General features: G+C 65.1%; 16 protein-coding genes. 4 read left to right on the top strand and 12 right to left on the bottom strand.

Annotation, left to right across the window (positions count from 1 at the left end):
* Positions 1–68: 68 nt before the first annotated feature.
* Positions 69–953, bottom strand: coding sequence for a non-homologous end joining protein Ku (gene ku / locus ABIB99_RS14785; protein ID WP_354176331.1), 885 nt, complete (start codon positions 951–953; stop codon positions 69–71).
* A gap of 117 nt (positions 954–1,070) precedes the next feature.
* Between ku and ligD the strand changes: the two genes are divergently transcribed.
* Positions 1,071–3,737 carry a DNA ligase D gene (gene ligD / locus ABIB99_RS14790; protein WP_354176332.1) on the top strand — a complete coding sequence of 889 codons (2,667 nt, stop codon included), beginning with the start codon at positions 1,071–1,073 and terminating at the stop codon, positions 3,735–3,737.
* Between the two features lie 145 nt (positions 3,738–3,882).
* Here the strand turns inward: ligD and ABIB99_RS14795 are convergent, their stop codons facing one another.
* A complete protein-coding gene (locus tag ABIB99_RS14795; protein WP_007595743.1) occupies positions 3,883–4,047 on the bottom strand; it encodes a DUF3309 family protein in 165 nt (54 codons plus the stop codon).
* Between the two features lie 182 nt (positions 4,048–4,229).
* Between ABIB99_RS14795 and ABIB99_RS14800 the strand changes: the two genes are divergently transcribed.
* Entirely contained in the window at positions 4,230–4,547 is a 318-nt protein-coding gene (locus tag ABIB99_RS14800) for a polyhydroxyalkanoic acid system family protein (protein WP_085405235.1), read from the top strand.
* A 3-nt stretch (positions 4,548–4,550) separates the two neighbouring features.
* Here the strand turns inward: ABIB99_RS14800 and treY are convergent, their stop codons facing one another.
* Genes treY through ABIB99_RS14830 form a run of 6 tightly spaced genes read right to left on the bottom strand, consistent with a single transcriptional unit; the run spans position 4,551 to position 18,559 of the window.
* Positions 4,551–7,337, bottom strand: a complete 2,787-nt coding sequence (treY, locus tag ABIB99_RS14805) for a malto-oligosyltrehalose synthase (RefSeq protein WP_354176333.1) — start codon at positions 7,335–7,337, stop codon at positions 4,551–4,553.
* 1 nt (position 7,338) lies between these two features.
* The gene (treZ, locus tag ABIB99_RS14810; RefSeq protein WP_354176335.1) at positions 7,339–9,093 is read right to left on the bottom strand and encodes a malto-oligosyltrehalose trehalohydrolase; all 1,755 of its coding nucleotides are present in this window, start codon (positions 9,091–9,093) and stop codon (positions 7,339–7,341) included.
* Positions 9,090–11,168 carry a glycogen debranching protein GlgX gene (gene glgX, locus ABIB99_RS14815; protein WP_354176336.1) on the bottom strand — a complete coding sequence of 693 codons (2,079 nt, stop codon included), beginning with the start codon at positions 11,166–11,168 and terminating at the stop codon, positions 9,090–9,092. Before glgX ends, treZ begins: the two co-directional genes overlap by 4 nt.
* A 3-nt stretch (positions 11,169–11,171) precedes the next feature.
* Positions 11,172–13,319 (bottom strand): 1,4-alpha-glucan branching protein GlgB, encoded by a 2,148-nt coding sequence (gene glgB / locus ABIB99_RS14820; protein ID WP_354176338.1) that lies wholly within the window; start codon positions 13,317–13,319, stop codon positions 11,172–11,174.
* Positions 13,312–16,602: a maltose alpha-D-glucosyltransferase gene (gene treS, locus ABIB99_RS14825; RefSeq protein ID WP_354176340.1), complete on the bottom strand. Its 3,291-nt coding sequence runs from the start codon at positions 16,600–16,602 to the stop codon at positions 13,312–13,314. The genes glgB and treS overlap by 8 nt, the downstream gene beginning before the upstream one ends.
* Positions 16,603–16,612: 10 nt before the next feature.
* The gene (locus ABIB99_RS14830; protein ID WP_354176342.1) at positions 16,613–18,559 is read right to left on the bottom strand and encodes a maltotransferase domain-containing protein; all 1,947 of its coding nucleotides are present in this window, start codon (positions 18,557–18,559) and stop codon (positions 16,613–16,615) included.
* A 204-nt stretch (positions 18,560–18,763) separates the two neighbouring features.
* On the opposite strand from ABIB99_RS14830, the gene malQ reads away from it, so the two are divergent.
* Together malQ and ABIB99_RS14840 are read left to right on the top strand one after the other, a co-directional pair.
* Positions 18,764–20,725 carry a 4-alpha-glucanotransferase gene (gene malQ / locus ABIB99_RS14835; RefSeq protein ID WP_354176343.1) on the top strand — a complete coding sequence of 654 codons (1,962 nt, stop codon included), beginning with the start codon at positions 18,764–18,766 and terminating at the stop codon, positions 20,723–20,725.
* A gap of 30 nt (positions 20,726–20,755) precedes the next feature.
* On the top strand, positions 20,756–22,558 hold the full coding sequence (locus ABIB99_RS14840) for a glycoside hydrolase family 15 protein (protein WP_354176344.1): 1,803 nt from the start codon (positions 20,756–20,758) through the stop codon (positions 22,556–22,558).
* Between the two features lie 4 nt (positions 22,559–22,562).
* Here ABIB99_RS14840 and ABIB99_RS14845 read toward each other — a convergent pair whose 3' ends face one another.
* From ABIB99_RS14845 to zwf, 4 genes are read right to left on the bottom strand one after another with little or no spacing between them, the layout of a single operon-like run.
* Positions 22,563–23,375 (bottom strand): HAD family hydrolase, encoded by an 813-nt coding sequence (locus ABIB99_RS14845; protein WP_354176345.1) that lies wholly within the window; start codon positions 23,373–23,375, stop codon positions 22,563–22,565.
* A 25-nt stretch (positions 23,376–23,400) separates the two neighbouring features.
* Positions 23,401–23,931, bottom strand: a complete 531-nt coding sequence (locus ABIB99_RS14850) for a gluconokinase (RefSeq protein WP_071910141.1) — start codon at positions 23,929–23,931, stop codon at positions 23,401–23,403.
* Complete coding sequence (pgl, locus tag ABIB99_RS14855; RefSeq protein ID WP_063981407.1) at positions 23,918–24,667, bottom strand: 6-phosphogluconolactonase; 750 nt, start codon at positions 24,665–24,667, stop codon at positions 23,918–23,920. The genes ABIB99_RS14850 and pgl overlap by 14 nt, the downstream gene beginning before the upstream one ends.
* Positions 24,667–26,178 carry a glucose-6-phosphate dehydrogenase gene (gene zwf, locus ABIB99_RS14860; RefSeq protein ID WP_354176347.1) on the bottom strand — a complete coding sequence of 504 codons (1,512 nt, stop codon included), beginning with the start codon at positions 26,176–26,178 and terminating at the stop codon, positions 24,667–24,669. The genes pgl and zwf overlap by 1 nt, the downstream gene beginning before the upstream one ends.
* Between the last annotated feature and the right edge of the window lie 8 nt (positions 26,179–26,186).

Below are 26,186 nucleotides of genomic sequence, written 5' to 3' on the forward strand. Positions count from 1 at the left end.
CTGCATGGTTCGAGACGGCGCTTCGTGCCTCCTCACCATGAGGGCAGAGAGTGGGTCGCGCGGCGAAATCACCCCGCCTTCCTCTGCCGCGCCGTCGAGCGCTGCGTCTTCTTCGCGGCTCGCGGGCGCCCGGCGGCACAACGCGCATGGGACTTCGCCGCCGTCTTCTTCCCGCCGCGTCCCTTCAGGCTCTGCTTCAGCGCGTCCATCAGGCTGACGACGTTGCTCGGCCGCTCCTCGCGTTCCGGCAGCTCGATTGTCTTGCCGCTGGCCTTGCGCTTCACCAGCGCCTTCAGCGCGGTCTCGTAGTCGTCCCTAAACTTGCTCGGGTCGAAATGTGCGGCCTTGGTCTGCAGGATGTGGCCGGCGAGCTCGACCATGTCCTTGGTGATCTTGGGGCTCTTGATGTCGTCGAAGAACTGGTCCTCGTCGCGCAGCTCGTAGGGGAAGCGCAACGTGGTGCCGAGCAGGCCCTTGCCGAGCGGTTCGATCGCGATGATGTGCTCGCGGTTGGTGAGCACGATCTTGGCGAGCGCCACACGGTCCTGGTCCTTCATGGCGTCGCGGATCACGGCGAAGGCATCGACCGCAGCCTTGCCGTCGGGCGCGATATAATAGGGATGATTGAGATAGCGCTGGTCGATCTCGTCGCTCGGCACGAAACTCTCGATGTCGATGGTATGGTTGCTTTCGATCTGGACCGCCTCGAGCTCCTCCGGCTCGATCTCGACATATTTGCCCTTGCGCAGCTCGTAGCCGCGTCCCTTCTGGCCGCTCTCGACCACGTCACCGGTCCCGGAGTCCACCATCTGCTGCTTGAGCCGGTTTCCGGTCTCGCGGTTGATCATGTGAAACCGCGTCTTCTCGGCCGCGGTGGTCGCCGGATAAAGCGCGACCGGGCAACTGACCAGCGAGAGCTTTAACGTTCCCTTCCAATAGGCGCGCGGGGCCATTCCGTTCTCCAGCGTTTCAAGGCATTTTGGAACCCCAACAGCCCCATCGGGTTTTGGTTCCGGGTGGGACTTCCGCCGTGATAGGCTTCAACGCCGAAAGAGAATGCGGGACCGGTCGTGCTGCGAAAACTCTCCACCTACCGACAGAAACGCGATTTCGAGAAGACACCGGAGCCGTCGGGCAAGACCGCGGTGGCGCCATCGGCGCAGCGGCGCTTCGTGATCCAGAAGCACGATGCGACGCGGCTGCACTATGATCTGCGGCTCGAGTTCGACGGCGTGTTCAAGTCGTGGGCGGTCACCAAGGGACCCTCGCTCGATCCGCATGACAAGCGGCTGGCGGTCGAGGTCGAGGACCATCCGCTCGACTATGGCGATTTCGAAGGCACGATTCCGGAAGGGCAGTATGGCGGCGGCACGGTCATGCTCTGGGACCGCGGCACCTGGGAGTCCGAGGATCCCGAGCGCGGCTTCCAGAAGGGCGACCTCAAGTTCACGCTCCACGGCGACAAGTTGCATGGAAGCTGGGTGCTGGTGCGGATGAGGCATGACCGCACCGGCGGCAAGCGCACCAACTGGCTCCTGATCAAGCATCGCGACGAATATGCCAGCGAGAGCGACGACATTCTCAGCGAGGACAAGTCGGTGGCCTCCGGCCGCGCGATGGCAGAGATCGCCGATGGCAAGGGTCGCGCGCCAAAACCGTTCATGCTGGCGAAGGGTGCCAAGGTCAAGGCCGATGCGGTCTGGCAGTCCAATCGTGTCGAGGAGCCGAAAGGGCGCACCGTCAGGCCGGCGCCCGGTGCGGCGTTGAAGCGCGGGACGGGCGCAAAGACGAAAGCGACGACCGCGACAAACGCGAAAAAAGTCTCGGAGATGCCGGACTTCGTCGCGCCGCAGCTCTGCACCCCCGTCGAGCGGCCGCCGGCGGCCGACGGCTGGTGCCACGAGATCAAGTTCGACGGCTATCGCGTCCAGCTCCGCGTCGAGGACGGCGAGGCGACGCTGAAGACGCGCAAGGGCCTCGACTGGACCGACAAGTTCGCAGCCATCGCGAAGGAGGCGGGCGAGCTTCCCGACGTCATGATTGACGGCGAGATCGTCGCCCTCGATCACAACGGCGCGCCGAATTTCTCCTCGCTCCAGGCGGCGTTGTCGGACGGCAAGACCGAGGACCTGATCTTCTTTGCCTTCGACCTCCTGTTCGCCGAGGGGCTCGATTGCCGGCGCCTGCCGCTCGGCGAGCGCAAGGACCGCCTCAGGCAAGTCCTGGACGCAGACAAGAAGAAATCGAGCCAGATCCGCTATGTCGAGCATTTCGAGAGCAGCGGCGATGCCGTGCTGCAATCGGCCTGCAAGCTCGAGCTCGAAGGTGTGGTGTCGAAGAAGCTCGATGCGCCTTACCGGTCGGGGCGAACGGAAAGCTGGACCAAGGCGAAATGCCGCGCCGGCCATGAGGTCGTGATCGGCGGCTGGAAGACCACCAACGGCAAATTCCGCTCGCTGATGGCCGGCGTGCACCGCGGCGATCATCTTGCCTTCGTCGGCATGGTCGGCACCGGCTTCGGCGCGGACACGGTCAAGCGCATCATGCCGTCCTTGAAAGCCATGGAGGCCAAGCAGAGCCCCTTCGGCGGCAAGAACGCACCGAAAAAGACGCGCGACGTACACTGGCTGAAGCCGGAGCTCGTCGCCGAGATCGAGTTCGCCGGGTTCACCGCCGACGGCAATATCCGCCAGGCCGCCTTCAAGGGCCTGCGGCAGGATAAGCCGGCTGAGGAGATCGAGGCGGAAACACCCGCCGATACCGAACTCGCAAGGCCCTCGGCCAGGAAGCGTGCCGTGCCGAAGGCAGGCAAGCGGAAGGATGCCGGTACGGCCGAGGTGATGGGTGTCGTCATCTCAAAGCCGGACAAGGAGCTGTGGCCGGATGGCGGCGACGGCGAGGGCGTCACAAAACTCGATCTCGCGCTCTATTTCGAGGCCGTCGGCGCCTGGATGATCGAGCACATCAAGGGCCGGCCCTGTTCGATCCTGCGCGCGCCTGACGGTATCGGCGGCGAAAAGTTCTTCCAGCGCCATGCCATGCAGGGCACCTCGAACCTGCTGGAGCTCGCGAAAGTCTCGGGCGATCGCAAGCCGTACCTGCAGATCGATCGCGTCGAGGGGCTCGCCGCGGTCGCGCAAATCGGCGGCGTCGAGCTGCATCCCTGGAATTGTGCCCCGGACGCCTACGATACGCCGGGCCGGCTGGTGTTCGATCTCGATCCCGCGCCGGACGTCAAATTCGCCGATGTCGTGGACGCCGCCAAGGAGATGCGGCAGCGCCTCACCGACGTCGGCATGGAGAGCTTTTGCAAGACCACCGGCGGCAAGGGCCTGCACGTGGTGGTGCCGCTGCTCCACGGTGCGCGCGACAAGGTGAGCTGGAAGGAGGCCAAGGCGTTCGCGCAAGGCGTTTGCCAGTGGATGGCCGACGACGATCCCGAGCGCTATCTGCTCAACATGTCGAAGAAGCTGCGCAACGGAAAGATCTTCCTGGATTATTTGCGCAACGATCGCCTGTCGACGGCGGTAGCTCCGCTGTCACCCCGTGCGCGCGATGGCGCGACCGTGTCGATGCCTGTGACGTGGGCGCAGGTGAAGGGTGATCTCGATCCGAAGCGGTACACGGTGCGGACGGTGCCGGGTCTGCTGGCGCGCTCGAAGGCCTGGGATGGCTATGACGACGCGGCCACATCGATCAAGGCGGCGGCGAAGAAGCTCGCGGGGAAAAAGAAGTAGAAGTAGGGTGGGGAAAGCGGCTTGTCCGCCGTAGCTCGAAGAGCGAAGGCGGAAGCGTGCCCACCAGCTTTCTTATTGCGGCGAAGAGGTGGGCACGGCGCGTTGCGCCTTTGCCCACCCTACGAGGCCGCTACAGCTCCTTGCGCTAGATCCGTCCGAGCAACAGCAGAATCAGCAGGATGACGATGACGAGCCCGAGGCCGCCGCCGCCGTAATAGCCGGTGCCGTAGAACGGGCCGCCGCCGATGCCGCTGAAGCCACCGAGCAGCGCGATGACCAAAATGATCAGAATGATCGTACCGATAGACATGCTAGTCTCCTCCAGCCCTTTGTTGAAAGGGTCGTTTGCACCTGTCCCGTGGTGCGAGGGCAACTTGCCGCAGGTTCTATAGTTCCGACGATGAAACACGGCGAACGGGGCGAACTTGCATGGAACCTTTGCCAATCCAGGCGGCATGACTATGTGAGGATCAGTCACCACAGGGCAGCGCCATGTCAGCACCGCTTGTCGTCTCCATTCCGCATCGTCTCGGCCGCGAGGAAGCCGTGCGCCGGCTCAAGACCGGGCTCGGCCGCGCCGCCGCCAGCATTCCCGTGATGCAGGTCGAGGAGGAGCGCTGGAACGGCGACAGCATGAATTTTCGCATCCGCGCGCTCGGGCAGATCGCGAGCGGTCAGGTCGATGTCGCCGACGACCACGTCAAGGTGGAGGTGGTGTTGCCGTGGCTGTTGCAGCGCTTCGCCGAGATGGCGCAGGCGACCATCCGCAAGCGCGGGCAGCTGCTGCTGACCAAGGACGGGGGCAAGTAGCCGTCAGCTACGAGCGCGCTGTTGCCTGGGTCTCGCCGTGCTGGCGGCGCGTGCTTCGATGACCGCAGCGGGAATATCCCGGAAGGCTTGCGCGAGCGGCAATTCAATGCCGGCAAGGCCTGGCCCGGTGTAGCCGGTGATGTCGATCGTCGCGTCAACGCCCTCGAACGCGGGCCATTGTCGGCCCTCTTGCGTGAACGGCGCAAACTGGCGCCCGACCACGACGATCGCAGCCGTGCGGCCGTGTCGGCGGACAAAGGCAATGACGTGGTCTGCGTGCGCGCCGTGGACCTGCAGCGGCTGATACTCGCCCTGCGCGAACACATCGGCGAGCTCGTTGCGCAGTTTGAGCAGGTGCCGCGTCCAGGCCAGCTTGAGCTGGCCATTCGGCCAGGTCTTGATCAGCCCGCGCCAGTCTGGCGCATTCAGTGACGTCAGCGCCGTCTGCCGCGCGGCAAAGTCCACCGGGCGGCGGTTGTCGGGATCGACCAGCGACAGGTCCCAGTATTCGGTGCCCTGGTAGAAGTCCGGCACGCCGGGCAGCATCGCCTTGAGCGTGATCTGGCTCAGCGAATCCAAGGCGCCGAGCAGCGCGACACGGCGTGCCAGGGTTTGCAGCGCCTCCAGGAACTCGCTGGACTGCGCTGGATCGAGGATCTTCCCGATGAAGCTCGCGACGCCGTTCTCATAGGCCTCGTGCGGGTTGAGCCAGCTGGTCTCCTCCTTGCCCTCGCGCGCGGCCTTGAGTGCATAGGCCTGGATGCGCTCGACGAAGCCGGCATCGGCCGTCTCCCCAAGCGGCCAGGCGCCGAGCAGGGTCTGGTAGAGCATGTATTCGAACGTCGCCGACGGGGCGCGCAGATTGCCGTCGAGCGCGAGGTGCGGCGCGTTCAGCACCTTCCAGCGTGCCACCGCGCTGGTCCATTCGCCGGGAATCTCGCTGAGCGCCGCGATGCGCGCGCGGGCATCCTCGCCGCGCTTGGTGTCGTGGGTCGCGGTCGCCGTCATCCCTTGCGGCCATTCGTTGGCACGCGCGCGCATGGCTTCGTGGAAGGCAGGTACCGTGAGGCCGTTGCTCGCGGGATCGCCGCCGACCTCGTTCAGGGCGAGCAGCCGGTGGAATTGATAGAACGCGGTGTCCTCCAGCGACTTGGCCATCATCGGTCCCGTGAACTGCTGCACCTTCAGCGCGAAGCGGCGCACCCGCGGGGCGCTGTGCGGGGGACGGCCGGGCTTGAGCAGGTCCATGGTCAGCGCGTCGCGCAGGAAGTCGAAGATGCCTTCATCCGCAGCGAACCATTCCGCGCGGGCCCGTTCGATGGTGTCGTCGATCAGCTTGCGGTCGAGCGCGGTCGGGCCGCTATGCGTCAAATAGGTGCGATAGACCGGGAAGTGCAGCACGTACAATTCGAGCGCCTGCCGCAGGCTGTCGGCGGAGAAGTCGCGGGTCGAGTAATGTCCGTTGGCGATCCGCGCGAGCAGGCGGGTCAGCACGGTGAATTCGCTGGTCAGCAGCGTCTCCAGCACGCGCCGCTTGGCGTCCTTGACGTAAGGCGCCAGCTGTGGCGCGCGGTTGCTGATCTGCCGCCAGGTCTCGTTCAGCGCCTCCAGCCCTTTCGCGTCGACCAGAACCTGAGTGATGACATTCATCCACTCATAGCCCGTGGTGCCCTGAACGCCGGCAAAACGCGGCAGGCGCTCGTGCTCGCACAGGATCTTTTCGATCACGGTATAGAACGGCTTGGTGTTGCCTTGCGCGTCGCGCACCAGCCGGCGCAGCCGCTGGCAATATTGTGCGGGATCGCGCAGGCCGTCGATGTGATCGAGGCGGATGCCTTGCAGCTTGCCGTCGGCAATGAGCTGCTTCACCAGCCGGTGCGTGGCGGCGAACGTGCTCGCGTCCTCGACCCGCAGGCCCGCGAGCCCGTTGACGTCGAAGAAGCGGCGATAGTTGATGTCGCTGGAGGCGAGCCGCCAGTGCCCGAGCTTGTAGTGCTGGCGCTCCAGAAGATGATGCAGCGCCAGCGTCTGCGCCGGACGATCCTTGGCGGAACGATAGGTGGCGAGACCGCGTTCGATGATGTCGACGCTGCCTGCGATCTCCTTGAGCTCCGCCTTGAAGCCGGGCGCCTCCCTGCGGTTGGGGCGACGCAGCCCCGTGTAGCGGGCCGCGAGCGCGAGCAGGCGCTTGCCGCCCTCGGTCTCGGCGGCGTCGGCTTCCTTCACGATCACGCGCAGCATTTCGCCATAGCGTTCCGGCGCGATCGGCAGGCGATGCTCGAAATACCAGGCGGAAAAACTGCCTTCATCGGCATCGTAGCGCAGCTCGATGTCGCCGCGCTCCAGCGCCTCGCCATAGGGCGCGCCGAGGATCGGCAGCAGCACGCCGCCGCGGGCGCGATAGGCCAGTTGATCCCAGTCGATGTCGAAGGAAACCGCATGCGGCGAGGCCTGGCCCCATTCCAGCACGTCGAGCCACCAGGGATTGTCGGCAAAGTGCACGCCGACATGGTTCGGCACGAAGTCGATGATGAGGCCGAGGTCGTGCTGCGTGAGGGCATCGCTCAATCGAGCAAAGCCGGCCTCGCCGCCGAGCTCGGGATTGAACTGGCTGTGATCGACGGTGTCGTAGCCGTGGGTCGAGCCCTTGCGCGCTTTCATCACCGGCGAGGCGTAGAGATGCGTGATCCCGAGTGCCTTGAGGTAAGGCACGACCGCGGCGGCCTTGTCGAAGTCGAAATCCGCGGTGAGCTGAAGCCGATAGGTCGCCAGAGGAATGGCAGGAGGCATGCTAACCTCCGAGATGCCAGATCACCGACCAGGGTGGGAGCCGATCGCCGCTGACAGGGCCCCAGATCGGCGTGCCCGTAGCGTCGCTGGGACGTGCGATGTCCTTGTCCGAGAGATTGGCGATCAGGCGCAGCCTCGCGCCGTCGCCCATGCGCCAATGCGCGGTGAGCAGGCCGCTATCGGCCGTCTCGGCATCGCCGAACCTTGCACCCTTCAGCCGCGGTGCGATCTCCTTGTGACGGAGCGCGAGCAGCTCCCGCACCAGCGCCAGCCGCGCATCCTGCTCCGGCGTGTGGCCGGTCCAATCCAACGCGGCCGATTGCAGCGTCTTGGGATCGAGCGGATCGGGGACCTCGTCGCCGTATTTCTCGTAGGCCCAGGCATATTCCTGCTTGCGACCCTTGCGCACGGCATCGGCAAGGCCACCCTGGAAATCGCAGAAGAACGGGAAGGGCACCGTGGAGCCCCATTCCTCGCCCTGAAACAGCATCGGCACCATCGGTGCGAGCAGGGTGACCGCGAGCGCGGCTTCGATCTGCCGCGGTGATGCCAGGCTCTCGAGCCGGTCACCCAATGGGCGATTGCCGATCTGGTCGTGGTTTTGCAGGAAGTTGACGAAGGTCGCCGGCGGCAGCTCGCCGCTCGCCTCGCCGCGCGGCTTCTTGCCCCAGAACTCCGAGATCTCGCCCTGGTAGACGAAGCCCGAGGCGAGCGCGCGCGCGAGATCCATGCGCGGCGTCTGGTAGTCGGCGTAATAGCCCGCGAGCTCGCCGGTCAGCATCACGTGCCAGAGGTGGTGATAGTCGTCGTTCCACTGCCCGCGATATTTGCCGTTGGGCGGATCCTGCGCGGCATCGAGCAGGCTCGCGCGGTTGTCGCCGTTCTCCAGCACGAGATGGATGTGCCGCCCGGTGGCCCTGGCAAGCTCGCCGGCGGCGACGCTGAGGTCCTGCAACATCGACTGCTCGCCCGGGATCGCCATGATGTGGTTGGCGGCATCCAGTCTCAGGCCGTCGAAGCGGTAGTCGGTGAGCCAGGACAGCGCGTTCTCGACTGCGAAGGCCCGGACCTGCGGCACGCGATAATCGATCGCGCTGCCCCATGGCGTATGCGCATCGGTGAAGAAGGCCGGCGCATAGCGGCCGAGATAGTTCCCCTCGGGGCCGAAATGATTGTAGACGACGTCGAGGAACACCGTCAGCCCGCGCAGATGCGCCTCGTCGATCAGTGTCTTCAGGTCGTCGGGCCGGCCATAGGCGCTGTCGGGCGCGTACCAGAGCACACCGTCATAGCCCCAGCCGCGGCTGCCGGCGAAATCGGCCAGCGGCATCAATTCCAGCGCAGTGATCCCGGTCGCAACGAGATGATCGAGCTTGTCGATCATGGCGCGGTAGGTGCCCTCAGGCGTGAAGGTGCCGACATGGGTCTCGATCAGCACCGTCTCTTCCCAGGGACGTCCGCGCCAATCGCGCGCGCGCCACGCAAAGGCATCATGATCTACGACTTCGCTCGGGCCAAAAACGTCGTCCGGCTGGAAGGCGGATGCGGGATCGGGCACGTCGATCTCGTCGTCGATCCTGAACTGGTAGGGACTGCCGACGGGCAGGCCGGCAATCTCGGCGACATACCAGCCATCCTGCCGGCGCTGCATCGCGTGCCTTCTGTCGAGCAGGAGATCGACTCGGCGAGCACCGGGCGCCCACAGCCGGAACGACACGCCGTCCTTGGTCGGCCTCGCCCCGAAGGATGGTCTCATAGCGCCCCCGCGAAGGCGAGCACGGAGCGCGGCGGCGCCTTGCTGTCGCTTCCGGGCTGCAGATCAACGCTGTTCGGCCTGGCATCAGTGGTGTTCAGGATCTGCTGCCAGCTTTTGTACTCGGCCATTTTGGGCAATTTGAATGCGATCTCTTCGGGGGCGGCGTTCAGTACGATAAAGATCGCGGCGCTCCCCGGTTCCATCGGCCCCATCACATAGGAGAGGAACCGCCCTTCCGGGAATTTCCAGTCGTTCTCCGTCATCTCGTCGCCGGCGGGCGTCAACCACAGTGCGCCGTAGGAGACGCCGTCCTTGGGCCGGCCGTCGAGCCAGCGATGGCTGCGAAGCTGCGCGAACCGGCGGCGGATCTCCGCGAGCCCGGCGACGAAATCGACCATGTCGTCGCCGTCCTTGCCCAGGTTGTCCCAGCCGACCCAGCCGACCTCGTTGTCCTGGCAATAGGCGTTGTTGTTGCCGGACTGCGAATTGCCGACCTCGTCTCCGGCCAGGATCAGCGGAACGCCCTGCGCCAGCATCAGGCAGGCCAGCACGTTCTTGCGAAGCTGCCGCCGCAGCCCGAGAATCCCGGGATCGTCGGTCGGACCCTCGACACCGCAATTGTTGCTGTGGTTGTCGCTGGAGCCGTCGCGATTGTCCTCGCCATTGGCCTCGTTGTGCTTCTCGTTGTAGCTGAAGAGGTCGGCGAGCGTGAAGCCGTCATGCACCGTGATGTGGTTGATGCTGGCGCGCGGCCGCCGTCCGTCATGGTTGAACAGGTCGGATGAGGCCGTCATGCGGCTCGAGATGTCGCCGATCAGGCTGCCTTCGCCGCTCCAGTAGCGGCGCATGGCGCTGCGATACCGATCGTTCCACTCCGACCATTGGGAAGGGAATGCGCCGACCTGGTAGCCGCCGAGCCCGAGATCCCAGGGTTCGGCGACGAGCTTCACCGCCGCCAGCACCGGGTCCTGCCGGATCGCCGTCAGGAACGAGCTGCCGCGATCATAGCCGTTCGGTCCGCGCGCGAGCGTGGTGGCGAGGTCGAAGCGGAAGCCGTCGACATGGCAGACCTCGACCCAGTAGCGCAGCGAATCCATCACCATCTGGAGCACGCGCGGATGGGTGAGGTTCACCGACGAGCCGCAGCCGGTGAAGTCGTCGTAATAGCGCGGGTTCTCGCGGTTCAGCCAGTAATAGGAGGCATTGTCGATGCCGCGGTAGCACAGGGTCGGACCGAGGTGATTGCCTTCGGCCGTGTGGTTGTAGACGACGTCGAGCATCACCTCGATGCCGGCATCGTGCAGGCGCGCGACCGTGGTGCGGAAGGAATCGAGCGCATTGTCCTGGGCGTAGCGCGGTTCGGGCGCAAAGAAGGACAGCGTGTTGTAGCCCCAGTAGTTGACGAGCTTCTTCTCGACCAGAATGCGGTCGTCGATGAAGCCGTGGATCGGAAGCAGCTCGACGGTGGTGACGCCGAGCGTTTTCAAATGCTCGATCATCGCCGGCGACGACAGGCCGCCATAGGTGCCGCGCAAATTCGGCGGCACGTCGTCGCGCTTCTGCGTCAGGCCCTTGACGTGGGCCTCGTAGATGATGGTGTCTTCCCAGGGGATGTTCGGCCGGATCTCGCGACGGCCCCAGTTGAAGGTCTCGTCGACGACGACCGCCTTGGGCATGCCGCGCGCGTTGTCGCGCCGGTCGAAGGAGAGGTCCTCGCGCGGCGAACCGGTGCGATAGGCGAAATGGGCATCGCTCCAGACCAGCCGCCCGGCGAGCCGTTTGGCGTAGGGGTCGAGCAGCAGCTTGTTGGCGTTGAAGCGGTGGCCGTGCTCGGGCTCGTAGGGGCCGTGCACGCGATAGCCGTAGAGCTGGCCCGGCGAGATGTCGTTGAGATAGCCGTGCCAGACGTCCTCGGTCCGCTCGGGCAGCTCGACACGCTCGAGCTCGCGCCTTCCTTGCGTGTCGAACAGGCACAGCTCGACTTTCTGCGCATTGGCGGAGAACAGCGCGAAATTGGTGCCGCGTCCGTCCCAGCTTGCGCCGAGGCGTGCGGGCGATCCGGCAGTCAGGCGCATCGGTCAGCTTTCCGGAACGAGGAAGATCGCGGCGAGCGGCGGAACGGTGAGGCGGAGCTCGGGCGCCTTGCCGCCAGCGGCATGAACCTCGCCGATGTTTCCGACATCGGTGCCGCCGTAATGGGCGGAGTCCGAATTGAACACCTCTTTCCACTTGCCGGCGAAGGGCACGGGGACGCGGTAGTTGCGATAGACGTTCGGGGAGAAGTTGACGACCACGAGACACCGCGCGTGCTCGTCGAATCCCTTGCGCAGCCAGGCGAATACGTTGCGGTTGGCATCATTCGTGATCAGCCATTCGAAGCCGGCCTGATCGCAATCCATCTGGTGCAGCGCCGGCACCGCGCGATAGAGCCGGTTGAGGTCGCGGATCAGCGCCTGGATGCCGGAATGGTACTTGTATTCGAGCAGGTGCCAGTCGAGCGACTGGTCGTGATTCCATTCGCGGCTTTGCGCGATCTCCGCGCCCATGAACAGCAGCTTCTTGCCGGGATGGCCGAACATGAAGCTGTAATAGGCGCGCAAATTCGCAAAGCGCTGCCATTCGTCGCCGGGCATGCGGCCGAGGATCGAGCGTTTGCCGTGCACGACCTCGTCATGCGACAGCGGCAGGATGAAGTTCTCCGAGAAAGCGTAGTGCAGGCCGAACAGGATATCGCCGTGATGATGCTTGCGGTGGATCGGATCCTTGCTGATGTAGTTCAGCGTGTCGTGCATCCAGCCCATGTTCCACTTGTAGCCGAAGCCGAGCCCGCCGAATTCGACCGGGCGCGAGACCTGCGGCCACGCGGTGGATTCCTCGGCCGCCGTGGTCGCCTGCGGGAAGCGCGCGAACAATTCGGTGTTGAAGCGGCGCAGGAACGCGATCGCCTCGATGTTCTCGCGGCCGCCATACTGGTTCGGAATCCAGGCGCCCGGCGGGCGGCTGTAGTCGAGATAGAGCATGGAGGCGACCGCATCGACGCGCAGGCCGTCGATCGCGTAACGCTCGAGCCAGAACAGCGCGTTCGACACCAGGAAGTTCGTCACTTCGGTGCGGCCGTAATTGTAGATCAGCGTGCCCCAGTCGAGGTGGCGGCCCTGGAGCGGATTGGCATGCTCGTAGAGCGAGGTGCCGTCAAAGCTGCCGAGGCCGTGCGGATCGTCGGGGAAATGGCCGGGCACCCAGTCGAGCAGCACGCCGACGCCCTCGCGATGGCAGGCATCGACCAGCGCGGCAAAATCTTCAGGCCCGCCGAAGCGGCTGGTTGGCGCATAAAGGCCGGTCGGCTGATAGCCCCAGGAGCCGTCGAACGGATGCTCGCTGACGGGCAGGAATTCGAGATGGGTAAAGCCCATGTCGCGGGCATAGGCCGGCAGCTGCTCGGCCAGTTCGCGATAGGTGAGCCATTCGTCGCCGTTCTTGCGGCGCCAGGAGCCGAGATGGACCTCGTAGATCGACATCGGCGCCGAGAGCGCGTTGATGCCATCCGGCGCCGGGCGCGGGCGTGCGAGATGCGCCTCGTCGAACACGATGGAAGCCGTCTTCGGCCGCACCTCGCTCGCAAAGGCCATGGGATCGGACTTCAGCGGCAACTGATGGCCGTGCGGCCCGATGATATCGAACTTGTAGTGGTCGCCGCCCTTGGCGTGCGGGATGAACAGCTCCCAATAACCGGCACCGCGCACTCGCATCGGATGGCGCCGCGCGTCCCAGAAATTGAAATCGCCGACCACGGACACGCGCCGCGCGTTCGGCGCCAGCACGACGAAGCCGATGCCGTCGATGCCTTCGAGCCGCATCGGATGCGCGCCGAGCTTGTCGTAGAGGCGCTGATGGGTGCCTTCGCCGAGCAGATAGAGATCGAAGTCGGTCAGGATCGGCGGGAAGCGATAGGCGTCCTCGAACTCGACGATGTTGTCGCCGAACCTGGCGCGGAGCTGATAGCGCTTCGAGCCGTTCGGCAGGGCGCCGATGAACAGGCCCGAAGCGTGGACGCGATCGAGCTTCGCCACCTCGCCATGTTCGCCCACCGCCTCGACATTGGTGGCCTCGGGGAGGAACGCGCGCACCACGCTCTTGCCGCCCTCGGGATGCAACCCGAGATAATGGAAGGGGTCGGAGTGGCGGCCCTCGATGATCGCGTAGGCCTCGGCTGGCAGTTTAGGCATGGGCTTCGCTCTCATTGGACAGAATGCGAAGCAGTCCGGTCAGCGGCGCGCGGAGCCCCTCAGGCCGGTGGGACAGCTCGTACTCTACTTCGTCGAAGGCTTGATCAAGCAGGAAAAACCTTAACAGGCCTTCCGCGGATTGCCGATCTTCCGGCCACAGCCGGCGATCGGTCATGGCTTCGCGGTAAGCGTTAAGGAATGTCGCGGCGGCGCGTTCGCGCCATTCGCCGAGTGCGGTCGCGAGCCGGTCCTGCTCGTCGGATGCGCCCGTCAGCGCGCGGCTGAGTGCTGTGTTAACCGAAAGCTCGATCGAGCGGATCAGGCCGGCGACGTCGCGTGCGGCCGGTGCCTTGCGCCGCTTGTCGGCCAGCGCGAGATGCGGATTGCCGTCGAAGTCGATGATGAAGATATCGTCCTTCACGATCAGAATTTGCCCGAGGCGGAAGTCGCCATGATGACGGATGTTCAACCCGCCGATGTCGGATGGCAAGAGCGCATTGAGGTGGTCGGGCAGGGTCGCGCGCACCGCGACGAGCTGGTCGATCAGAGGCCGGTCGGCCTCGCGCAGGCCGTCGCGGCTGTCGGCCAGCCGTTCGAAGATCCGCTCGGCCCGTGCCTTGAGCTCGGATGCCCAGCGCTCGACCTGTGCGGGGCCGATCGGCTCCGGCGCGAGATCATCGGGCCTTGCGGCGGCGAGAGCCACATGCAGCTCGGCGAGCCGCCGGCCGATCTGCGCCATGAAGTGCAGGTAAGGCGCCTGCTCCTGGGTCTCTCGAGGCGCTTCGCTCATCGGCGCCAACCGCTGCTCGTCGATATAGCGGTCGAGATAACCCGTGGTGACGGCCCAGCCGTCGCCCTGGTTTTCGACATAGGCGTGCAGCACGCCGACCGCGCTGCTTCGATCGCCTTCGACCAGCTCGACGCTGCCGAGCAGCGCCGGCGTATTGGCAAAGTGCGCGACGTCGGTGAGGTAGGAGCCAATCTCGATCTCGGGATTGATGCCGCCTTCGAGCTGGCGATAGATCTTGGCGACGTACTGGTTGTCGACCAGCGCCGTGCTGTTCGACTGCTCGATGGCGCGGATGCGTTCGGGCTCCTTGATGATGTAATCGGCGAACCGGCTGGTCGCCTTGAACTCCAGACGCAGATTGTTCTCTTCCACCACCAGGTTCTGCGACAGATTGCGCAGGAACAGGCCGATGAAGATCTGCTCGGTCGCAACGTCGAGCAAGGTACCTTCGCGCGCGCCCTGACGCACGGCGGCGAGCGCCTTCGGGTTGAAGCGTTCGCGGTCGAAGCGCACCCATTCGATCTGCATCGCCAGCACGTAGCGCGCCGTGGCATCCTGTTGCGGGGTTTCGAAGATCGCGATCCAGGGCCTGTTGTCGCCGATGTCGCAGAACGGAACCGCCGAGGTCAGCGTCGGCTTGATCTGCTTGGGATCTTGCTCGGGATACCAGCGCGTGCGCGACAGGAAGCCTGGCAGCACCTCATGCTCGAACACGCCGCGCTCGCGCGCCAGCGACACCCAGGTCGAATTGACCGGCACCACCAGCGTCTCGAACTCAGGCACCGCGCGCGGCGTCACCGGCTCGGACTTGTTGCGCTCGGTGAGCTGGAACCAGTAGAAGCCGTAAGGCCCCAGCGTGATCATGTAGGGCACCTCGCCGATCGGCGGAAAACGCGTGCGTCCGAGCATCTCCTGCGGAATGCGGTCCTTCCACGGCGACAGATCGAGCTCGGTCGCCTGGGCTGCGCGCGAGAGGTTGGCGACGCACAGGATCACCTCGTCGTTGTACTGCCGGACATAGGCCAGCACGGCGCGGTTGGCCGGGCGGATGAAGGTCATGGTGCCGCGGCCGAAGGCGAGGGTCGATTTGCGTACCGAGATCAGGCGCTTGGTGGCGCTGAGCAGCGAGGACAGGCTGCGCGACTGCGCCTCCACGTTCACCGACTCGTAGCCGTAGACGGGGTCCATGATCAGCGGCGCGTAGAGACGGGCGGGATCGCAGCGGGAAAAGCCGCCATTGCGGTCCGGGCTCCACTGCATCGGCGTGCGCACGCCGTTGCGGTCGCCGAGATAGATGTTGTCGCCCATGCCGATCTCGTCGCCGTAATAGATGATCGGCGTGCCGGGAAAGGACAGCAGCAGCGAGTTCATGAGCTCGATCTTGCGGCGGTCATTGTCCATCAGCGGCGCCAGCCGCCGGCGGATGCCGACATTGATGCGGGCGCGGGGATCGTTGGCGTAGGTGGTCCAGAGATAGTCGCGCTCGACGTCGGTGACCATCTCCAGCGTCAGCTCGTCATGGTTGCGCAGGAACAGCGCCCATTGGCAGCTTGCGGGAATGTCCGGCGTCTGGCGCAAGATGTCGGTGATCGGAAAGCGGTCTTCCTGCGCGATCGCCATGTAGATGCGCGGCATCAGCGGGAAGTGGTAGGCCATGTGGCACTCGTCGCCGCGGCCGAAATATTCCTGCACGTCCTCCGGCCATTGATTGGCCTCGGCCAGCAGCAGCTTGCCCTTGGAGTAGGAGTCCAGTTCCTGGCGCAGGCGCTTGATGATCGCATGCGTCTCGGGGAGGTTCTCGTTGTTGGTGCCGTCGCGTTCGCAGAGATAGGGGATGGCGTCGAGGCGGAATCCGTCGACGCCGGCATCCAGCCAGCGCTTCATCACCTGGATCAGGGCGCTGACCACGCGCGGATTGTCGAAATTGAGGTCCGGCTGGTGCGAGAAGAAGCGGTGCCAGTAGAACGCCCCGGCTTCGTGGTCCCAGGTCCAGTTCGACTTCTCGGTGTCGGTGAAGATGATCCGCGTGCCCTGGTATTTCTGGTCGGTGTCGCTCCAGACATACCAGTTGCGGGCGCTCGAGCCCGGATGGCTGCGGCGCGCGCGCTTGAACCATTTGTGCTGGTCGGAGGTGTGATTGACGACGAGCTCGGTGATGACGCGCAGGCCGCGCTTCTGCGCTTCCTGGATGAAGCGCTTGAAGTCCTTCATCGTCCCGAAATCAGGATTGACCGAGCCGTAGTCGGCGATGTCGTAGCCGTCGTCGCGTCCTGGCGATGGATAGAACGGCAGCAGCCACAGCGCGGTGACGCCGAGCTCCTGGAGATAGGGCAGCTTCTCGGTCAGTCCGGCGAAATCGCCGATGCCGTCATGGTTGCTGTCGGCAAACGCCTTGACGTGGAGCTGGTAGATGATGGCGTCCTTGTACCAGAGTTCATCCACGATCTCGGCTGCCTCGGCTTTTTGGGTGTCGACGGAAGACAAAACATTCATGGCGTGATCCTTACGCCAGGCAGCGGAACAGCAGCGCCGGGTCGCGGTCGGGATCGATATATAATCTGATCCCGCCCCATTCGATGCGGGACAGTTCGCCTGTGATGAGATTTTCGAGTGCGGTGACGTGGCGGCGTGCGCCGCCGGCGTCGATGGTGAGGTCGCCGAGCGGCAACCAGACTTCGCGGACATGGCGCGAGAGGGCGATGACCGCGACGACAGTGTTGGCTGGATCGGCCGCCTCCTTGGCAAAGGCGATCGTCTCGCCGTCCTCGACGCCGAGGAAGCGCAAATTCTCCATTTGTTGAAGTGCGGCGTTATCGTTGCGGATGCGATTGAGCGCGGCGATGTAGGGCTTGATGTTGCCGGGCCGGTTCCAGTCGCGCTGCTTGATCTGGTATTTCTCGGAATCGAGATATTCTTCGCGGCCGGGAATCGCGTCATGCTCCAGCAGCTCGAACCCGCTGTAGATGCCGTAACTGCCGGACAGCGTCGCGGCCAGCGCGGCTCGCGACTTGAACGCCCAGGGCTCGCCACCCTGGAGATGATAGGGCAGCAGGTCGGGCGTGCTCACGAACAGGTTCGCCCGGTAGAAATCCCGCTCGGGATAGCGGGTCAGCTCGCCCAGATATTGCTCCAGCTCCCATTTCGCGGTGCGCCAGGGGAAATAGCTGAAGGACTGTGCAAAGCCGAGCTTGGCGAGGCCCTGCATCAGCTTCGGCCGTGCAAAGGTCTTGGAGAACAGGATCACCTCGGGATGGCGGCGGCGGATGTCGCTGATCAGCCACTCCCAGAACGGAAGCGGCGCGGTGTCGTGATTGTCGATGGCGAAGATGGTGACGCCGTGGTCGATCCAGAACAGCATGGCATCGCGAAACGCGTTCCACAGCCCGGCCCTGTCGACGGAGGCGAAATCGGGGATGACGATGTCCGAATAGGGATCATCCGCCGTCCGCACCGAGCGGTCCGGCCGCCATTTGAACCATTCCGGATGCTGCCTCAGCCAGGGATGGTCCGGCGAGCATTGCACGGCGAAGTCGAGCGCGAGCTCGAGGCCGTATTCGAGACAGGTCGCGACCAGCGCGCGGAAATCCTCGATCGTGCCGAGCTCAGGATGCAGTGCATCGTGCCCGCCCTCGGTCGTGCCGATCGCATAGGGCGAGCCGGGATCGCCTTCGGTCGCCACCGGCGCATTGTTGCGGCCCTTGCGGCGGGTGCGGCCAATGGGGTGGATGGGCGTGAAGTAGAGCACGTCAAATCCCATCGCGGCGATGTCGGGCACGCGCGCGATGCAGTCACGGAGCGTGCCATGCTGGCCGGGGCTCTGGCCCTGGCTGCGCGGCATCATCTGATACCAGCCGCCGAAGCGCGCTCTGTCGCGGTCGACGATCAGCGGGAAGTTCTGCGAGCGGGTCAGGTCGGGCCGCGACTGGCTCTCAGCCATGGCCGCGCCGAGATCGGCTGCCAGCAGCGAGCCGACGTCGCCGGTCTGAAGATAATCCTCGCATTGCTTCACGATGACCGCCGCGGCGTCCTGCCGGGCGCCATGTGCCTTGGTCAGGAGGCCGGCGCCCTCGATCGCGTCGAGGCTGACGTCCGCACCGGCGCGCCGCTTGCGCTCAACCCCGTGCGACCAGGTGGCGAACTCGTCGGTCCACGCTTCGATCGCATAGACATATTGGCCGGGCTCGCCGGGGGTGAAGGCGCCGGACCAGCGGTCATTGCCGTGATGGATCATCGGCTCGCTCCGCCATTCCCGGTCCTGTTCTCCTCGCCAGATCAGCGCGGCACCGATCACCGCGTGGCCGCCGCGATAAATGTCCGCCCAGACGTCGACCCGTTCGCCCGCAATCCGCTTCACCGCGAAACGGCCGCTGTCGATCGAGGGATAGATATCTTCGATGAGGAAAGCGCTGCCGGCTGCGGCACTCTCGACAGTTTGAATTGTCTTGTTCACGGTGATGCCATTGACAAGAAAGCAGGAGCCCGTTTCCCTTGTCGGGAACCTACGCTTGATACCAATATAGAAAGCCGCTTGTGTGTCATTGGTTCCCTTGGGAACGGCAGGCACGGTCTGCGAGTTAGCCCTGACTAACCTCTTCCACGACCTCGTTAAATTCCCTGCCCCCGGCCGGATGACGGCCTGCAAGCTGCGTGCCGAATGGATCTTTTAGCTCAAGCCCGGATCAAGGGCGTTCAGTCCGAATTCGTCGATGCCCTCGGAAAGCTGCGGGTCACCGATCCCGTGGCCCTCAAATCCATCCTCGAGGCCCTGCCGGAGAAGCGGGTTTACCGCTTCGTCGGCGGGCCCGTGGTGGTGCGCGCCCTGGGACATCCGCGCACCGAATTGACGACAATCGGCGCGCCGCCGCTGCAATGGACATTGCGCGCAAACGGCAATGTGATCGCGCAAGGCGAGACCCACGAGCCCGTGATCGCCTGGCCCGCCGGCCTGCCGCTCGGTTATCACCGGTTGACGCTGACCGATGCCGGGGGTGTCGCGGAAGAGGTGCCGATGATCGTGGCGCCCGAACGCGCCTTCGGCGGCGATTTCGCCCGTGGCTGGCTGCTTGCCGTGCAGCTCTACAGCGTCCGCTCGGACCGCAATTGGGGCATCGGCGATTTCACCGACCTCGCCGATCTCGTTCGGCTCGCCAGGCAGCTCGGCGCCGATGGCGTCGGGCTCAATCCGCTGCATGTTCTGTTCGACAACCACCCCGCCGATTGCAGCCCCTATTCGCCGAACAGCCGGCTGTTTCTCAACCCGCTCTATATCGACGTCGAGGCCATCCCGGAGTTTGCCGCCGACCTCGTCCCCGACGCGGCGGCGACCGCCGCGCGGCTGCGCGAAGGCGACCGTGTGCCCTATGCGGACATGGCGGCGCTGAAATGGCTCGGCCTGCGCGCCGTCTACAACAGTTTCGTGACGAGCGCGAGCGAGGCGCGCCGCAAGGAATTCGACGCCTTCCGCGCGGACCGCGCGCCGCTGTTGTCCCGCTTTGCCTGCTTCGAGGTGCTGCGGCATCGCTGCTCCGGGCCTTGGTGGGAGTGGCCGCAAGAGTGGCAGCAGCCGAATGAAGCCAAATGCGCCGAGCTCCGCAACGGCCCCGACAAGCGCGAGGTCGAGTTCGTCGAATTCGTGCAATGGACGGCCGATAGCCAATTGCATGCCGCCAAGGAATTGGCCGGCCAGCTCGGCATGCGCGTCGGGCTCTATCTCGACGTCGCCGTCGGCGTGCAGTCCAACGGCTTCGACGCCTGGAACGAGCAGATGGCGATTTCGCGCCATCTCGCCGTCGGCGCGCCGCCCGACGTGCTCAACACCGTCGGGCAGGATTGGGGCCTTGCCGGCTTCAACGCTGGTGGTCTGGAGGCGCAATCCTTCGTGCCGTTCGCCGACATGCTGGCCGCCTCGATGCGCCATGCCGGCGCGATTCGGCTCGATCACGTGCTGGGGTTGAAGCGGCTGTATCTGGTGCCGCGCGGCTTCAAGCCGGACAACGGCGCCTATGTGCAGATGCCGTTCGAGGCGCTGCTCGGCGCCGTGGTGCGCGAGAGCGCGGCGCACAAATGCATCGTGATCGGCGAGGACCTCGGCACCGTCCCGGAAGGTTTCCGCGAGACGATGCAGGATTTCGGCATCTGGTCCTACCTCGTCATGATGTTCGAGCGCGACGATGCCGGCCGCTTCCGCAATGCCGACCATTACCGGCCCAATGCGCTGGTCACGCTGAACACGCATGATCTGTGCACCTATGCCGGCTGGCGCTCCTTCGGCGATCTCAAGATGAAGCGCTCGCTCGGGCTCGACCCCGGCGAGAACGACCAGGCGCGCTGGGATGCGCTCGGCAGGCTCGACGAGATCCTGCGCCAGAACGGCATCAACGCCAACGATCTCTATTCGGTGCTCGCCTTCCTGTCGCGGACGCCGTCGCGTCTGCTGGCGGTGTCGCTGGAGGATCTGCTCGGCGTGATTGACCAGCCCAACATTCCCGGTACGATCGACGAGCATCCGAACTGGCGCCAGCGCCTGCCGGTGGCGCTCGACAAGATCGCCGCCAAGGTCGATGTTACGGCCTTGAAGGCGGCGACGCGGGAACGCTCGTTGACCGGCGGGAGTTGAAACGGCGGATTTTCCGGGGCTCGTGACACATTGGCTCAGAGGATCGAGGACTATGCGCTGATCGGCGATTGCGAGACCGCAGCGCTGGTCGGGCGCGACGGCTCGATCGACTGGCTGTGCTGGCCGGCCTTCGATTCCGATGCCTGCTTTGCCGCGATCCTCGGCACGCACAAGAACGGCCGCTGGCTGATCGCGCCGGGCGAAGACACGACCTCCATCTCGCGCCGCTATCTCGGCAGCACCCTCATCCTCGAAACGCGCTTCGAGACCAGGAGCGGCGCCGTTGCGCTGATCGACTTCATGCCGCCGCGCGGCAAGGCCTCCGACATCGTGCGGCTGGTCCGCGGCCTCACGGGCACGGTGAAGATGCGGATGGAGCTCGTCATCCGCTTCGGCTTCGGCGTCGACATTCCCTGGGTGCGACGCATCGACCATTCGCTGCTGGCGATCGCCGGCCAGGACATGACGGTGCTTCGCACCCCGGTGGAGACCCGCGGCGAGGATCTGACCACGGTCTCCGACTTCGACGTGAAGGCCGGTGAGACGGTGCCGTTCGTGCTGACCTACGGCCCCTCGCATCTCGATCCGCCCGCGCCGATCGATCCGGAGATCGCCTTCCAGGAGACAGAGAAATTCTGGAACGAATGGTGCAGCCGCTGCACCCGCGACGGCGAATATCACGATCTGATCGTACGCTCGCTGATCACGCTGAAGGCGCTGACCTTCGCCCCCACCGGCGGCATCGTCGCGGCGCCCACCACCTCGTTGCCGGAAAAGCTCGGCGGCGCCAGGAATTGGGATTACCGCTTCTGCTGGTTGCGCGATGCGACCTTCACGCTGCTGGCGCTGATGAACTCGGGTTACACCGAGGAAGCGTTGGCCTGGCACAATTGGCTGCTGCGCGCGGCGGCAGGCTCGCCGGCGGACATGCAGATCATGTACGGCATCTGGGGCCAGCGGCGTCTGCTGGAATGGGAAGCGGGCTGGCTCGACGGTTATGAGGGCGCCCAACCGGTGCGCGTCGGCAACGCCGCGCATGCGCAGCTCCAGCTCGACGTCTACGGCGAACTGATCGACGCCTTCCACCAGTCGCGCATGGCGAAGCTGAAGCTCGACGACGAGACGACCTGGGCGCTGGAATGCGTCGTGCTCAACCATCTCGCCGAGGTCTGGGACCATCCCGACAACGGCATCTGGGAGCTGCGTGGACAGCCGAAGCACTACGTGTTCTCCAAGGTCATGACCTGGGTCGCCTTCGACCGCGGCATCAAGAGCGCCGAGACCTTTGGCTTCAAGGCGCCGCTCCTGCATTGGCGTGCCCTGCGCGAAGCCATTCATCGCGATGTCTGCAACAAGGGATTTGACGCGGAGGAGAATGCCTTCGTCGACTTCTATGGTTCAAAGCTGCTCGATGCCAGCGTGCTGCTGCTGCCGGCCGTCGGCTTCCTGCCGCCATCGGACCCGCGCATTCGGGGCACCATCGCCGCCGTCGAGAAACACATGATGCGCGACGGTTTTGTGCTGCGCCACGATCCCCGCGAAGTGTCCGAGGAGACGCAGCCGATCGAGGGCGCGTTCCTGGCGTGCAGCCTGTGGCTGGCCGATGCGCATGTGCTGGCGGGTGATCTCGACAAGGCGCAAGCCTTGCTCGATCGCGTGGTCGGCATCGCGAACGATGTCGGCCTCCTGGCCGAAGAGTATGATTCAGGCGCCCGGCGCCAGACCGGTAATTTCCCGCAGGCCTTGACCCACATCGCGCTGATCAACACCGCGCACAATCTCTCGGCCGCGAGGCAGGAGAGCGAGAAGCCGGCGGTTCAGCGGTCGAAGTAGTGACTCAGCCCACCCCGTTCCGCTTCAAGATCACCTCCATCGCCTCTGCAAAGCCGTCCTGCTCATTGGTTGCGGTGACGTGGGTGGCCTGGTCCTTGACGCTGTCGGTGGCATTGCCCATGGCGATCGAGGTGCCACTGACGCGGAACATCGCAAGGTCGTTCTGCATGTCGCCGATGGTGGCGACCGCGTCGGTGGAAATCCCAAGGTGCTTGGCCATGGCCTGCACGAAGGTGCCCTTGTCGAAGCCGGGCGGGGTGATGTCGAGATAATAGGTCTGCGAGCGCACCGCGGTGGCCGCGCTGCCGAGCGCCTCCTGCATCGCCTTCTCGCAACGCTCCAGGCCGGCGGCATCGGCGCTGGCGCCGACGATCTTGCAGGCGTTCGCAAGGTACGGCGAGAAATCCGTCACGATGGTGGGGGCGGAGCGGATCGTGTGCTGCTCGTGCGCGACGTATTTACCATCAGGGTTGTCGATCAGCCATTTGTCGGTGGTGAAGAGCCAGATGTCGGCGCCGAACTCCCGGAGGATCTGCAAGGACCGTTCGGCGGCGCTCGCCGGGATCAGGTGCTGCTCGACCGGATGCATCTCGGGATCGACGATCGAGGAGCCGTTGAACGGGCCGATCGGCAGCCAGAGCGCCAGCGGCTCGATCAGGAACCGCATGCCGATCGCGGGGCGGCTGGAGGTGATGGTGAAGCCGATGCCGGCCTTGTGCAGCCGCTGCACCGCGGACCGCGCGCGCTCCGTCAGCGTCTTGTCCTTGGTCAGCAGCGTGCCGTCGACGTCGGAGACGACCAGTGAGATTTTCGTCATGGCAGGACCTCAGGGTTTGTCGGCCTCAGCGTTTCGCCCCGCTCAGCTTCAATTGCCGTACCACGCCGTCCACGATCGCCTCGACGGATTCGTCGATCGAGACGGTGACGACGTGCTCGCCGGCCTCGGGCGGCTCCAGCGTCGTGAATTGGCTCGTCAGCAGTCCGGGCGGCATGAAATGGCCCTTGCGTTGCGCGAGGCGGGCGGCGATCAGCTCCTTGGTGCCCCTCAGGAAGACGAAGCGGACGTCGTCGCGTCCGCGCAGCAGCACGTCGCGATAGGTGTGCTTCAGCGCCGAGCAGGCGATGATCACGTGCTCGCCCTTGTCGCAAACCCGCGCGATCTCGTCGGCGATGGCGTTGAGCCAGGGCCAGCGGTCCTCGTCGGTGAGGGGATGGCCGGCCCGCATCTTCTCGACATTGCTGGCGGGGTGAAAGCTGTCGCCGTCCTCGAAACGCCAGCCGAGCCGCTGCCCGAGCGCCTCCGCAACCGTACTCTTGCCTGAACCCGACACGCCCATCACGATCAACGCACAAGGTGCTTCAACGCCCGCCACGAATTCCCTCCGGAAGCGCGGCCTGGTCGACCAGCCAGACGGTCTCACCATTCGAGCGCGCGCGTACAGCCGGCAGAGTCTCGCCATTGAGCAGGCGCGTCAAGATCGGCTGCTTGTCGTGCCCGGCAATCTCGAACAGCATTTCGCGGCAGGAGGCCAAGGCGGGCAGGGTCAGCGACACCCGCGGCACGAACGGCGCGACATTGGCCTTGGGGACGCCGACCACCCAGCGCGTGGTCTCCTCGATCGCGGGGTAGCCGGGGAAGAGCGAGGCGGTGTGGCCGTCTGGGCCCGCGCCCATCAGGACCATGTCGAACAGCGGCCGTGCCGGATCGAGGTTTTCGGCGCCGTAGAAGGACTGAAGCTCGCGCGCATAGGCCTCGGCACCCGCTTCGGGGCTTTCTGCCGTGGTCGGGATCGGGTGAATATGCCCGGACGGCGCATTGCGGTCGAGAAAGGTCGCGCGCGCGACTGCCATGTTGTTGAGGGGATCGCTCGAAGGCACGAAACGCTCGTCACCGATGAACCAGTGCACGCGGTCCCACGGGATCTTGCCGCGATACGCCTCGCTGCCGAGCAATTGATAGAGCTTCTTCGGGCTGGAGCCGCCGGTGAGGCAGATCGCAATCCGCCCGGGATTGGCTGATATCCGCGCCATCACCCGTTCGGCTGCGGCCTGCGCCAGCGCCTCGGCATCGGCCTCGACGATCAGCTTCGGCTGGTCGGCCGCTGCCATCACGTAAACTTCCGCCAGCTTCGCCCGTCGCGCCGGAGCAGCTCATCGGCGCAGGCGGGGCCGTCGCTGCCGGCGGGATAGGTCTCGATGCCGTTGGTGCCTTCACTTTTCCAGGCGTCCAGGAACGGCTGCACCGCCTGCCATCCGGCCTCGATGCCGTCTGCGCGCTGGAACAGGATGTTGTCGCCGATCATGCAGTCGTAGATCAGAGTCTCGTAGCCGGTCGAGGGATCGGCGCGGAAATAGTCGCCGTACTTGAACTTCATCTCGACGCCGTCGATGGTGATGCTCGGCCCCGGGATCTTGGCGTTGAACTGCAGCTCGATGGTTTCGGTCGGCGCGATGCCGATGGTGAGGAAGTTCTGCGACAGGCGGTCGACATCCGTGCCTGAGAACATCGACAGCGGCGCCTGCTTGAACTTGATCGCCACTTCCGTGCGTTTGTGGCCGAGCGCCTTGCCGGTGCGCAGATAGAACGGCACGCCGGCCCAGCGCCAATTGTCGATCATCAGCTTCAGCGCGACGAAGGTCTCGGTGGTGCTGCCGGGCTTGACGTCCTCGGTCTTGCGATAGTCCGTGATCTCGTCGTCGCCGATGCGGCCGGCGAGATATTGCGCGCGCACCGAATTCTTCAGCGCCTCTTCCCGGGTCGGCTCCTGGATCGACGTCAGCACGTCGGCCTTTTCGGAGCGCACGGAATGCGCATCGAACCGCGCCGGCGGCTCCATCGCGACCAGCGACATCAGCTGGAACAGATGGTTCGGCACCATGTCGCGCAGTGCGCCGGTGGCATCGTAGAAGCCGCCGCGATGGCCGACGCCGAGCTTCTCCTCCACGGTGATCTGGATGTGATCGATATGGTTGCGATTCCAGATCGGCTCGAACATGCCGTTGGCAAAGCGCAGCACCAGGATGTTCTGCACCGTCTCCTTGCCGAGATAATGATCGATCCGGTAGATCTGGTGCTCGTCCATGATCTTCAAGAGCTCGGCATTCAGCGCCTTGGCTGACGCGAGATCGGTGCCGAACGGCTTTTCGATTACGAGCCGACGCCAGGCGCCGTTCTCCTTCATCATGCCGGTGCGGCCGAGCTCCCGCGCGGTCGGTGCGAACGCGGCGGGCGGGGTCGCGAGATAGAACAGTCGGTTGCCGCCGGTGTCCTGCGCGCATTCCAGCGAATCCAGATGCGCGCGCAAGCGGTCGAAGGAGGGGGGATCCTTCGGATCGGCCTCGACGAAGGTCACGCATTCCAGCAGCTTCCGGGCGATGTCGTCGTCCACGGGACGGGTCGCGAATTGGCGCAGACCCTTCAGCAGGCTGTCGCGCAGCTCGTCATCCGACTGGCGGTTGCGGGCCACGCCGACGACGCAGAACTTCTCTGGCAACAGGTGCTCGGCGGCCAGATTGTAGAGCGACGGCATCACCAGCCGATGGGTAAGGTCACCGGTCGCGCCAAAGATGACGAAGGCGCAATTTTCGGGCTTGCGCTTGGCCTGCGGGTCTTTTGTCACGAATGATC

The sequence above is a fragment of the Bradyrhizobium sp. LA6.1 genome (assembly GCF_040547805.1).
Classification (GTDB): Bacteria; Pseudomonadota; Alphaproteobacteria; order Rhizobiales; family Xanthobacteraceae; genus Bradyrhizobium; species Bradyrhizobium barranii.